Annotated in this window: 8 protein-coding genes and 1 riboswitch; of the genes, 1 reads left to right on the top strand and 7 read right to left on the bottom strand. The window is 58.0% G+C overall.

Annotation, left to right across the window (positions count from 1 at the left end; all coding sequences use genetic code 11):
* Nucleotides 1-32: 32 nt before the first annotated feature.
* The 4 genes from G538_RS14385 to G538_RS14375 all read right to left on the bottom strand — a co-directional run bounded on the left by G538_RS14385 (nt 33) and on the right by G538_RS14375 (nt 4,010).
* The gene (locus tag G538_RS14385) at nt 33-584 is read right to left on the bottom strand and encodes an NADPH-dependent FMN reductase (RefSeq protein WP_051196424.1); all 552 of its coding nucleotides are present in this window, start codon (nt 582-584) and stop codon (nt 33-35) included.
* Between the two features lie 112 nt (nt 585-696).
* Complete coding sequence (locus G538_RS14380) at nt 697-1,551, bottom strand: sugar phosphate isomerase/epimerase family protein (RefSeq protein ID WP_035832726.1); 855 nt, start codon at nt 1,549-1,551, stop codon at nt 697-699.
* A 26-nt stretch (nt 1,552-1,577) separates the two neighbouring features.
* Nucleotides 1,578-2,372 carry a bifunctional hydroxymethylpyrimidine kinase/phosphomethylpyrimidine kinase gene (gene thiD, locus G538_RS0100990; protein WP_029067846.1) on the bottom strand — a complete coding sequence of 265 codons (795 nt, stop codon included), beginning with the start codon at nt 2,370-2,372 and terminating at the stop codon, nt 1,578-1,580.
* A 240-nt stretch (nt 2,373-2,612) separates the two neighbouring features.
* Nucleotides 2,613-4,010, bottom strand: coding sequence for a glycoside hydrolase family 15 protein (locus G538_RS14375; RefSeq protein WP_051196423.1), 1,398 nt, complete (start codon nt 4,008-4,010; stop codon nt 2,613-2,615).
* Nucleotides 4,011-4,239: 229 nt separating this feature from the next.
* Here G538_RS14375 and G538_RS14370 point away from each other — a divergent pair, with 229 nt between their 5' ends.
* A complete protein-coding gene (locus G538_RS14370) occupies nt 4,240-6,921 on the top strand; it encodes a cation-translocating P-type ATPase (RefSeq protein WP_035832724.1) in 2,682 nt (893 codons plus the stop codon).
* Between the two features lie 101 nt (nt 6,922-7,022).
* Here G538_RS14370 and metE read toward each other — a convergent pair whose 3' ends face one another.
* The 3 genes from metE to G538_RS0100965 form a co-directional block, all read right to left on the bottom strand.
* Nucleotides 7,023-9,365 (bottom strand): 5-methyltetrahydropteroyltriglutamate--homocysteine S-methyltransferase, encoded by a 2,343-nt coding sequence (gene metE, locus G538_RS0100975; protein WP_029067845.1) that lies wholly within the window; start codon nt 9,363-9,365, stop codon nt 7,023-7,025.
* A gap of 84 nt (nt 9,366-9,449) precedes the next feature.
* Complete coding sequence (locus G538_RS0100970) at nt 9,450-10,457, bottom strand: methylenetetrahydrofolate reductase (protein ID WP_029067844.1); 1,008 nt, start codon at nt 10,455-10,457, stop codon at nt 9,450-9,452.
* A 7-nt stretch (nt 10,458-10,464) separates the two neighbouring features.
* Nucleotides 10,465-10,573: riboswitch (SAM riboswitch) on the bottom strand.
* Nucleotides 10,574-10,686: 113 nt separating this feature from the next.
* Nucleotides 10,687-12,213, bottom strand: a complete 1,527-nt coding sequence (locus G538_RS0100965) for an Abi family protein (RefSeq protein ID WP_029067843.1) — start codon at nt 12,211-12,213, stop codon at nt 10,687-10,689.
* Nucleotides 12,214-12,499: the final 286 nt, after the last annotated feature.

Genomic DNA, 12,499 nt, shown 5'->3' with positions numbered 1-12,499 from the left:
CGCGCGTTTAGCGACGAACCATTAAAAAGGGGTCATGCGGCGGAGCTTGCGCCGCTGTGGTCAACAACAGCGTTGATGTAGTCCCGGGCCGTAGCAATAAGTTCAGGCTGAGCGAAGGAGCCATCATCTGTGAAGGAGTCGTCGTTCACGAACACGTTGAGGTGAGTTTCAAGTACCTTGGCCTGTCCAAAAGCGAGGATGTCGGCAAGGAAGCCGCCTGCTTTCGCTCCGCCATGAGGGGCGATTGATGCACTGGCAACAGCAGTGGGCTTGCCGCTAAAGGAGTGTTGACCCCAAGGGCGTGATGCCCAGTCCACGGCGTTCTTGACGGCGCCGGAGAAAGAGTCGTTGTACTGCGGGGTGGAGATGATGACAGCATCGGCTGCTTCGACGCTCTTTTTGAGTGCGGCGGCAGCTTCTGGGTAGGCGCCATCGAAGTCGGGGGAGTACATGGGCAGATCCGCAATGGGGATTTCGTTGATCTCGACGCCTTCGGGAGCGAGTTTGCGTAGCGCTTCAAAAACTCGACGGTTGATCGATGTGCTGGAAATGCTTCCGACGATGTAGCCGATGTTGACGGTCACAGGTACTCCTCAAGGTCTGATGTTTACGGGCAGAGTCCTCCGCCCACCCGTAAACTTGAACCATCAAGTAACGAACGATATTTCATTTCCGTTCGTGACCTGACTCACTTTTCTACCAGGCGTCGGTGGGGCGTTCGTGAGCGTGCTCCTCCAGCGACACCACAGGCACCGGGGTAGGAGCGCCCGCAATAGCCGCTTTTGTAAACTCCAACGCCTCGCGAACCATCGCAACACGGTGTGCAGCGTTGTCCGCTTTCCGTGTCCCAATCTCAATGGCAATATCCCCATGCCAATGAGAGTTCACCAAGTGTTCGATCACTTCCAAGCACGGTTGGTCACCCACACCCGGGACAAGATGCTCATCCTTAGCTGAACCAGTGGAATCAGCCATGTGAATATGACGAACAGTGCCACCAAGCTTTCGCACCAGCTCCAAGGAGTTCTGGCCCGCAGTACCCGCATGGGAAAGATCAACGGTCACCGCGTCGTAATGCTGGGTGAGCAAATCCCAATGAGGGAGGTAAGCGACATAGTCTTTGCGTTTGCTGCGCCACGGGTACATATTCTCCACCGCAATGGTGATACCTGTCGCTGCAGAAAGCGCCTTCACATGCTCAGCGAACGTCTCCGCGTACTTTGACTGCCAAGCAAAAGGCGGGTGAACCACCACCGTCTTCGCGCCAACCTGCTCAGCCAAATGCACGGAACGTTCAAGTTTCCGTGCCGGGCGAACCCCCCAAACGCTCTGTGACACAACAAGAGAGGGCGAGTGAATGGAGGTGATGGGCATGTTGTAGTGCTCGGAAAGGTTCTGTAACCGCACTGCATCTTGAGTCACAGACTCCGACCACACCATCACCTCCACCCCGTCATAGCCCAAGCGTGAGGCCAACTCAAAGGCGAACCCGGCCCGCCGTGGAAACACGGAGGCAGTGGAGAGCGTGATATTGATATCGTGGCCTGTCATAAGTTCAGCCTAGTGGGCTCAGCGAGTCACAGCACGCCCTGCCATACAGAATCAAAAGGCGCATTCGATGGTTGGCGGTGGGTAATACCAGCTGTGACAAGTTGCTTCGCCACAGTCACAGCATCCTTGATGCTGCTGCCCTTTGCCAGTTCTGCGGTAATCGCCGCAGCGAACGTGCAGCCTGCGCCAGAGACCCGCTCGGAGCCAATTTTCGGTTCTGAGTAGATGGTGACTTCTTCCCCATCAACAAGAACATCAACAGCGTAGTCACCAGGAAGCTCCACACCGCCCTTAGCAACCACATAGCGCGGACCCAGCGCCTGAATGCGCTTCGCAGCCTCAATGAGGTCATCAACGCTGTCAATGGAGTCCATGCCCGCCAGCGTCATCGCTTCAAAGTGGTTGGGGGTCACAACCGTGGCGAGGGGAAGGATTTTCTCCCGCAGCGCAGTGTCTGTGTCCAGGGCGGCACCCGGTTCTTGACCTTTACAGATCAGCACAGGGTCCAACACAATGGTGTCCCATTGCTGGCGCCCCAGAGCCTGCGCAACAGCATCGATTGTTGTTGGAGTGCCGAGCATCCCAATCTTCACAGTGGTGTGATTATGCACAGCCGTTGCAGCCTCGATCTGGTCAGCAATGACCTGTGGATCCACTGGAACAAACCGGTGAGCCCAGTTATTCTTCGGATCAAACGAGACGATGCACGTCAACGCGCCAGCACCATACACACCAAGCTGCTGGAAAGTTTTCAGGTCCGCTTGAATACCAGCGCCCCCGGAAGCTTCAGAACCTGCAATAACAAAAGCTGTGTGAACCATAGGGATCCTTAGAGTCGTAGGCCACGCCGTGAACTGGAAAACCAACACGGCGCGGACAGTCTGTGCTGCGTCTGAGATTACGCCTTCCCGCGCATGATGCCCAAGTAGCGCCGCATCGTGACCACGCATCGTGACGCCGCTTATGTATTTGGCACCCCGCCCTTGCGCAACCACGAACTCGCGGGAGGCAGAAGCCTGCCGATGCGCGCGAGAAGTTAGGAAACGGGGTGCTAACGAAGCTTATGTTCCGACTGTCCCAGCACCAGCCCCAGCAGGGCGGCGAACCCGCAACGCGTGTGCGCTGAGCGCAACGCACGCCGCTGTCCAGGCCAAAGGCGCGACTGCTGATGGGTTGCCGTCTGCTAGAACTTTCTCCGGAAATGTGCCAGCATCTGTGCGGTGTGATTCCAGCCAGGTGAGGCCACGCTGCCCCACAATGGTGCCGTCAGCGGTGCCGAGGGTGGCGTTCGCTAGCGCGAATACGGCGGTTTCGGGGGTCCAAGAAACCCCGTCTTCATGCCAGTCCTCCCCGGGTGATAACCCACCTGCGGGTTGCAGCATGATGGTCTCTGCGCGCCGCATCGCCGCGATGACGCCGTCCCGGTTACTTATTTCGCGGGTATATGGGGGCAGGAGGAACGCAACCGCACTGTCTAAGGTGTACCCGTCGGCGTGACGTGGGTATCCGCGTTTCCCAAACACGTCGAGAATGTACGCGTCAACACTGTGGGCTGCTGCTGTGCAACGTTCTGCACGGTCGGTGTCCCCTGAGGCTTCGAGGAACGGGATGAGCCACTGTAACCCGGCGAGGGTTGGTGCGGCGGTGCCTAGGGTGATGGTTCGTTCGCGGATTTCCCAGTAATCCGATGACACGGGTACTTGGCCGTCGGTTGCCTCAACGTTGTGCACAAGCGAGTCAGCCAGTTCTGCTGCGAAGGCGCTGTAGCGGGAGCGGAATTGTTCTTGATTGTCTGAGTGCTCGTGTATCCAGCCCAATGCCCAGGCAGCCCAACCTAAACCGTCGAATTGGGGTGCCCGGTCGTCTGGTGCGCCGCTGCCATCGAGGGTGTAGCGGGCTTCAAACCAGCCGCGCGATGTTCGTGGTAGCCGGGCGAGGAAATCAAGGGACCGATGCGCACGTGCGGAGTCTCCCGCTGCGGAGAAAGCCACGGCCACGTGTGCGGTGTCGCGGGGCCATACGTAACGCCAGTAGGTGGACCAGCCAGCTACTGGGGCGGGGAGTTCCTCACTGAGCGCGAAGATGTCGAGGTATGCGTCTCGGATGAGTTCGGCGTATGGGCCTTCTCGGGTCCATGGGGCTAGTGAGGCGAGCCATGATTTTTCGCGTTGCACGAGAAGGTCAGCGTATTGGGAGCTCGCGACAACGCGAGTACCTGGTACGAGATCTGCCGCGGAAGATACTGCTTCACGTGTGCTCAGGCCGGTGAACGCGACTGTTGATGCATGCAGTGGTTTGGTGTCGAGTGTGGCGTGCGCCTGGATTTGCGCGGGGGATAGGCGGCCACTGATACCCCACAGTGTGAACCCTACGGTGAGGAGGCCTCCTGTGAGCACGGTTCTGCGAGTGACGAGGGTTCTGCCTGGTGGGTCAGGTTTGCTTGATTCGGGCGCGGGCACAGTGACTCCTGGTGGCGGTGGAGAAGTTGCTTCAGTGGCGGGTGAAGCGTACGGCGGGGTGAGCGTTGTGTCTGGCGGTGAATTATGGGTAATCGTATCCGAAGTGACGTGAAACACAAAGGGACTTTTGTCGTGTTCGCACCCACCTTACACAAGGAAAATTCCAGAGAATGCACGCAATAGTCGCTGCCCAGTTGCTTATCGGGTGGGCTGCTGTTGTGCTGGAGAGGTGACCACAACGAACCACGGCGACCCCGGATCAGTGACCACCGACCCACAGCGCGGCTTAACGGCGTCGGAGGCTGCCGATGCGCTGAGTAAGTACGGCCCAAACTCAACCCCCGAAGCCCAACGTGAGGGCTTCTTTGCCCGTCTGTTTGGGCACATGAAAGATGTATTGATTATCCTATTGCTCGCTGCTGCGATAATTAAAGCCTTCATGGGTGATTGGGTTGATTTCTCAGTCATTTTCGTTGTTGCTATTGTTAACGTTGCTATCGGCATGATTCAAGAGGGTAAGGCTGAGAAAGCCCTCGATTCCATTAAGAGCATGTTGGCTATGGAAGCCAGTGTTTTACGTGATGGGCAGTGGCAGCGACTTGCCGCAGCTGAATTGGTCCCTGGAGACATCGTTAAGGTCCGTTCGGGTGACCGGATACCAGCGGATATGCGCATTGTTGAGGCAACAAACCTGCAAGCTGATGAGTCGGTGCTCACGGGTGAGTCTGATGCTGTTGTGAAAACAACAGACCCGGTGCCCGATGATGCAGCGGTTGGTGACCGAACCAATATGCTGCATTCGGGAACTTTGGTCACTACTGGGACTGGTCTCGCCCAGGTGACGGCCACGGGGCTCCGCACGGAAATCGGGAAAATCCAAGACCTCATGTCCGATGCTGAGGGCACTGAAACCCCTCTGGCTCGCCAACTTGATGTGCTGGGTAAGCGCATTGCCGTGATCGTGGCGGTTATGGCCGTGATCATGGTGTTCTTGGGGGGTGTTGTGTATGACTTCACCGGTAATGAGTTGCTTTCAGCAACGATTGGTTTTGCGGTAGCAGCGATCCCTGAAGGGCTACCAGCGCTGGTAGCGATCACCTTGGCGCTTGGCGTCCAGCAGATGGCACGCCGTAACGCGATCACCAGGAAGCTGACGTCCGTTGAGGCGTTGGGGTCGGTGTCGGTGATTTGCTCGGACAAAACCGGAACCCTGACCAAAAATGAGATGACCGCACGAGCCGTCGTGACGCCGTCACACACGTACACCGTAACGGGGGAGGGCTACTCCCCGCACGGTGACATTCAGCGTGATGGTGAGACTATTGATGCCCGTCACACACCTGACTTGTGGCGCCTCGTCTGTGCGGCATCGGCGGCGAATGATTCCGATGTGCGCCAAGAGGGCGATCAGTGGAAACTTGTCGGCCAACCCACCGATGGTGGGTTGCGGGTTCTGACCATGAAGGCTGGTGCGCCTCAAGACTTTGACCGCCTCGCGGCTGTGCCTTTCGAGTCGTCACACAAGTTCGCCGCCTCACTCGACGCCATTGCTGACAGTGACGACATTATTTTGCACGCGGTTGGTGCACCTGACCGCCTCCTTGCTCGCTCCGCTCACCAGTACAACGCCGATGGGCAGCAAACCGAACTCGACCAGGAATTCTGGGATAACAAAATTGATGAGCTCGCGGCCCGAGGGCTGCGAGTGTTGTCTGTTGCTCACCGACACCATGCGGGGGACACTACTGAAAGCATCAGCGTGGAGGATGTTGAAGGCCTGACGTTCCTCGGGCTGGTTGGGATCGTTGACCCGCCCCGCCCTGAAGCGATTGACGCGATCAAAGAATGCCAACGTGCCGGCATCGACGTGGTCATGATTACTGGTGACCACGCTGGGACAGCCACCACCATCGCCCGGGAAATGGGCATCGTGCCCGCTGACACCGCCAACGACGCAACCATCATGATGACCGGGGCACAACTTGACGGCCTCGATGCATCGGGCCTGGAGGAAGCTGTTCGCACCGTGCGGGTATTTGCCCGCACCAGCCCGGAACACAAACTGCGCATTGTTCGCGCCCTGCAAACCAACGGGGAAACCGTTGCCATGACTGGTGATGGGGTGAACGACGCACCAGCCCTGCAACGCGCCGATGTGGGTGTCGCCATGGGAATCAAAGGCACCGAAGCCACCAAAGAAGCCGCAGACATAGTCTTGGCGGACGACAACTTCGCCACCATCGAACGAGCCGTTGAAGAAGGACGCCGGATTTTCGACAACATCAGAAAATCCGTGGTGTTCCTCCTGCCCACCAACGGGGCGCAATCCTTGGTCATTTTGTTTGCGGTTCTCGTTGGGGCAGCTCTGCCGCTCACACCAGCGCAAATCTTGTGGATCAACATGATCACCGCCGTGACACTGTCCCTCGCGTTGGCCTACGAACCCGCTGAACCCGGGTTGATGGACCGCAAACCACGAAACCCCCGTGAAGGAGTCCTCACCAAAGGCGCACTCTTGCACGTTGGGCTCGTTTCACTCCTTATTGGTGGAGTGACATTGGCAGTAGTGTGGTTTGAACGGTCACGTGGCTCTTCGGAGGAAATCACTCAAACCACAGCCGTGATGATTTTGGCTTTTGCGCAACTGGCATACCTGCTGAACTGCCGGTTCTTGCACCGCTCCAGCATCACCCTTGATGTGTTCCGTGGCAACAAAGTGGTGTGGATCGCTTCGCTGTCCCTCATCACCGTGCAACTGCTGTACACGGTGCTGCCCTTCATGAACACCTGGTTTGGGTCCACCCCTCTGCCGCTTGACCATTGGCTGTTGACCATTGGGGTTGCCGTGGTGGTGTTCTTCATCATCGAGAGCGGGAAAGCAGTACAGCGCCGCGTCACAGCCCTCCAGTGACACAACGATGCGTGGGCTAGGCACCAGCCCAGCCCACGCATCGTTGGTGGTTCTTTTCTGGTGCGCACTCACGTGCGCACCATCATGTTCCTGTGCAGGTGTTACACCCCTGCAGTCACCGTTGCCCGAACCTCATGAGCAGCATCCACGAGGTTACGCAGCGACGCGACGGTCTCCTCATAGTGGCGGGTTTTCAACCCGCAGTCAGGGTTCACCCACAGCAAGTCCGGGCTCACAGAACGCGCCGCAAGCTCCAACAACTCAGCAAGTTCCCCACAGGACGGAACACGAGGGGAGTGAATGTCATAAATCCCAGGCCCAACACCGCGCCCATACCCGGCAGCAGCCAACGCCCCCAACACCTCCATGCGAGAACGAGCCGCCTCAATGGAGGTGACGTCCGCCCCCAAGTGGTCAATGGCATCAATAATGTCGTTGAACTCTGAGTAGCACAGGTGGGTGTGAATTTGGGTGTCAGGGCGAACCCCCGTGGTCGCCAACCGGAACGATGACACCGACCAATCCACATAGTCAGAGTGGTCAGACTTCTTCAACGGCAGCAGCTCACGCAACGCTGGTTCATCGACCTGAATAACGGCAATGCCCGCAGCCTCCAAATCTTGCACCTCATCACGCAGGGCAAAACCAATCTGCTTCGCAGTGTCCGCCAACGGCAGATCCTCACGAATAAACGACCACGCCATGATCGTGACCGGCCCAGTGAGCATTCCCTTCACCGGCTTGTCCGTTAACGACTGCGCAAACGTCGCCCACTCCGTGGTAATCGGTGCCGGGCGTGACACATCACCCCACTGAATAGAGGGACGTGTGCACCGTGAACCATACGACTGCACCCAACCATTCGTGGTCACAGCGAACCCGTCAAGATTCTCCGCGAAGTACTGCACCATGTCATTACGTTCAGCTTCACCGTGCACCAGCACGTCCAAACCAAGGTCCTCCTGAAGGCGAATGACCCGCTCAATTTCAGCGCGCATCTGCTCCTCATAACCCTGCTGCGACAACTCACCACGAGTCCACGCGGCGCGAGCCTTACGGATCTCCACCGTCTGAGGGAACGAACCAATCGTGGTGGTCGGTAGCGGCGGCAAACTCAACCGCTCCTGCTGCGATGCCTTCCGCAACGCAATAGACGCCCGTTGCCCCTTCTCGTTAGTGCGGGCAAGATCAGCTGGCGTGATCGCCGCTGTGCGCTGCCGCACCGCAGGAACATTCACCCCCGGAGCCGCGGCCCGCTGCGCCAACGCAGCACGCGACTCAACCAGTGTGGCCTCCACGGTGTCCCACCCGTCACGCACACCACGCGACAACGTAACAATCTCGCCGATCTTCTCATCAGCGAACGCCAACCACGAACGCAAATCAGCATCCAACTCAGGCTCATCAGCGACCGTATGCGGCACATGCTGCAAACTCGTTGACGCAGCTACCGACACCTGCACACCTGAAGCAGTCAACGCCTCCAACTGCCCGCGTGCCACATCAAGGTCAGCCCGCCAAATATTGCGCCCATTGACCACACCAGCAACCAGCGTCACACCCTGGGGAACACCACCAGGAACATCGCCGTGCACCAGGTCAACCGCAACCGCCTCAACGCCACTGGTTAACACCGGCTGCGCCAACGCACCCAACGACGCAAACGGCGCAGTCACCAAAATCTGTGGGCGAGCATCGGCGCCAGTCAACCGCTGGTACGCGGCAGCAAAAACCTGCTCCAATTGTGCTGCGTCATACGACAAGTTCTCCGACACCAACGCTGGCTCATCCAACTGCACCCACTGCACACCGCGAGCCGCAAGGTCAGCCAACAACTCGACATACAACCCCACCAACTCATCAAGGCGAGAAAGGGGGTCAAACCCGGCAGGAGCATCGGCAGCCGCTTTCGACAACGCCAAGAACGTCACCGGCCCCACCAACACAGGGCGTGTCGTGAAACCCTGCTCCGCAGCCTCATCCACCAGGTTTGTCACCAACACCGGGTTCAGAGTGAAAGGAGTGGACTCATCAACCTCAGGCACCAAATAGTGATAGTTCGTGTTAAACCACTTAGTCATTTCTAACGGTGTGTGATCACCAACGCCACGCGCAACAGTGCTGTACGCCCCCACCAAATCCCCAGACCAATCCAAATCCCGGAACCGCTGGGGAATAACACCAAACGTCACAGCAGCATCCAACACCTGGTCATACCAACTAAACGACTCAGGAATCGACGAATCATTACGCCCCAACCCCAACGAGGCAAGGCGCTCGCGGGTGTTGTGGCGTAACTGGCGCGTCGTGTCGGCGAAATCAACTGCACTGGACTTACCAGACCACAGTGACTCAAGTGCACGCTTGAGTTGACGGCGGTCACCAATGCGGGGGTAACCCAAAACGGTTGCGGCTGGAAAAACAGAAGGTGTAGGCATGGTCATCCCTTGAGGGTAGTTTGTGAGAGAGTGTTGCGCCGGTACGTCACAGCATGAAACGTGCAGGCCAGAGGTCAAAAAGCTGAAACGTTAGGCGGACAATGAGGATGCGCCATCCTGCGGCCAACTGGCCAAGTCCGTTCCCTGCGACGACGCAGCGGGAAGTGGACTGCCGAGGTGTACGCCCTCGAGCAGGTCTAGTGCGGGTTCATACTTGTTGAAGGTGTAAATGTGCAGACCAGGGGCCCCGGCTGCGATCACGGCATTTGCGAGCTCAACAGAGGCTGCAATGCCGTACGAATGCCTCATGTGAGGGCTTGTGATGGACTCCAATGTTGCGGACAAGTCCGGTGGTGCAGGCACACCTGTTAACTGTTCAACCCGGCGAAGTCGCTGTGGATCAGTCATCGGCAAAATGCCCGCCACAATGGGAATGGTGACCCCAACACTGCGGGCAATGTCCACAAATTCCGTGTACGCCTGCGCCGAATAAAACAACTGAGTGATAGCGAAGTTCGCACCGGCCTGCTGTTTCTCCAGCAGGCGCTGTGCCTCTTGCTGGCGGCTAGTCCCTGCATCGCGGTTCCCCTCTGGGAACGTAGCGACCGCGATAGTTAAGGGTTTCGCCGCACCCCGCAAAGCTTCCGATGCGTCAGCCCGGCAACGTTGTGCCTCAACGTCACGCAGTAACGCAATGAGGTCCATCGAAGAACTCACACCATCAACTGGTGGCTTCCAGTTGGGGTGATCCTTTGGCGGGTCGCCGCGTAATGCCAAGAACGTGCGGGCACCAGCTGCAAGAAAATCATCAATGGTGTCAGCGACGCTGTCTTTGGTTGCCCCAACACACGTGAGGTGGGCAATGGGCAAAACGTTGGTGTGCTTCACCAAGGTTTCCACGACGGTTCGAGCGGTATTGCGGTCACCACCAGCAGCGCCGTAAGTCACCGAAACAAAGTCAGGGTGAGCTTCGACGAGTTTGCGGGCAGTGTTCCAGAACTTTGGTGCCGCCGCAGGGTTGCGCGGTGGCATGAGTTCGAAGGACACTGCTGGGCGGTGGAAACCGCGGGCCGTTGACGATACGTCAAAGGAAGCCATGATCAATTCTCCATCGGATCTGGCGGTAGCACCCGTTTCCCTGTGGAGGCTTCCGCTCAGGAGATGGGTTGCTGCGGTGTCATAGAGCCAGAACTCTCGACCGCTCTGGATGGAACGTAACAACCTCAGTGTGCAGGGATTCCGACTGGTGAGCAATAAGTGTCTTGATATGTGGTCAAGTGTTTCGCGATGTGCTGGGTGTTCAGGAGGGAACGCTAGGTCTGCTCGTTCATTCTGTCTCAGGAACAACGAAGGTGTTCACAGCGTCTGCGTCCTTGATCGTGGTGGTGAAATCCGTCTCGGGTATTGTGGCGAGCAGGTCAGCGGGAGACTGAAGAGTTCCGTCTGAAGTCGTGGGGAGTCCGGGGTGTGGAGTCTGCCACCAGTCGAGGAGCGCGGCAGCCGTCTGAGTAGTCTCAACACCACCGCACTGCGCGATGAGTGCCTGATTGATCTCTGCCAGAGCGTTGATGATCTTCCCGTCTCTGAACTGGAAAGCCGGATAGTGCTTTGTCTTTCCGAGACCAATTTCGATGACGACCTTGTAGTGCAGATAGGTGCGTAGGAGCTGACGTTGAGCAGCTTTGTGTGCCCTGGAAAGTTCCGGGGCAGTGCGCTGTTTGTCGGGGTCTTTGATTTTTGCGCTTGTGAGCGTGTCCCGCGTCTCGACCGCGGTGAGGCTCTGTGCTCGGTCAAGGAGACTCGCCGCGCGCATGGGCGCTTGATCGAGTTCGAATTGGGTGCCCCAGACCGCGTCAGCGGTCCAGTTTTCAGGAAACCCAAGTTGGGCGAGGTCGAAACCGACCACCCTCGATTGTTCGTCGATGAAGCCAAGCAGATCGGGGACATCGCGCCGGTCGGGTGCGATGCTCAACAGCAGGTGCTGCATGATCAGCAGAACGCCGTACAGCTTGTTCGTCACACTCTTGTCTGCCAGCCGAGACAAATGGTGATCGGGGTCGATACGGAGGTGGCCCGGGGCGTCGATGATCACGTCGAAAGCGCGGTTCCAGATTCGGCCGTAGTGTGCGCAGATGTTTCGGACATTTCGAAGACTATTGAGCCAGTTCGCTAGTGCTCCCCGGTCACCTTTGCCGTCTGCGGTGTTGACTTGGAAGCGTGCAGCGAGGATCTCCTGGTCCAGTTGCGGCATCAAGGTGTATAGGTTGCTCAATACACCGAACGACATGACCTCTGTTGCCACCCAGATCGGTAAGTGGGGACCGTATTTCTTTCGGAAGTGGAGGACGAAGGCATCTCTGGCACGCGTTTCGTGACGGTCGTATTCTTCGAGCCAGTCGTTGTAGGAGGTGGTTGGCTCAGGCGAGTCGCCAGGGTTTACCTGCCTCATCGTTTCGAGCATTACTGGGTTGCGGTGTGCGAACTTGTCGGCCCCACCCAATCGGTGTCCAATGAAGAACCGTAGCGAGATTTCGATCGTGCTGAGCAGCTCACTCAGGCGAGTGCGAAGCGCTTGATCGAAATCGTACAGTGCGACTACGTGCGCGAGGCTGGTATCAGGGACGAATGTGTCGAGCCTGATCTCGCGACCGTCCGCGTCAACACGGGGTGCTGGAGGCGCGGGGAGTTCCCGGTAAGGGTGCCAGTAGCCCGAGAGTCGGTAGTAGCCGTAACGTTCCAGAATCGCAGTAGCGAACGCATCCGTTTCGCAGTCCATCCCGCGGTCACGCAGGCGACGGATCTGCGCCGGGACCGTGAGAAACGGTTTCGCGTATGTACTATCTAGGCTTGTCACGACCTTCAACGTCCTGTTTCCCGGCAAGCTCAGAAGCGTTGCATAGGGTAGATAAAGAACAAGCTCGCGTCTCATCTAGAGAAGCGAGCTTGTCGTGTTACCTCAAGGTTACGGGGGCGCACCGACACCGTCAAGCCTGAGGATGTCTACTCCGCGATACCCGAGTGCCCCCCGGCTAAACCCGCGCGCAGCATCGTCAGTCACAATCTTCACCCTGCCCGCATGTAAGAGAAGTTGCGGTTGCGACACAAGAGGGTGAATGAACCCACCACAGCAGGGCACAGAG

The sequence above is a fragment of the Jonesia quinghaiensis DSM 15701 genome (assembly GCF_000423205.1).
Taxonomy (GTDB): domain Bacteria; phylum Actinomycetota; class Actinomycetes; order Actinomycetales; family Cellulomonadaceae; genus Jonesia; species Jonesia quinghaiensis.
Note: the sequence above shows the minus strand (reverse complement) of the source record. Positions and strands in the feature narration are given on the sequence as shown.

Coding starts and splice junctions, on each gene's coding strand:
- G538_RS0100970 (WP_029067844.1), bottom strand. CDS start 10,457: ATGGCTTCCTTTGACGTATCGTCAACGGCCCGCGGTTTCCACCGCCCA.
- thiD (WP_029067846.1), bottom strand. CDS start 2,372: ATGGTTCACACAGCTTTTGTTATTGCAGGTTCTGAAGCTTCCGGGGGC.
- G538_RS14380 (WP_035832726.1), bottom strand. CDS start 1,551: ATGACAGGCCACGATATCAATATCACGCTCTCCACTGCCTCCGTGTTT.
- metE (WP_029067845.1), bottom strand. CDS start 9,365: ATGACCATGCCTACACCTTCTGTTTTTCCAGCCGCAACCGTTTTGGGT.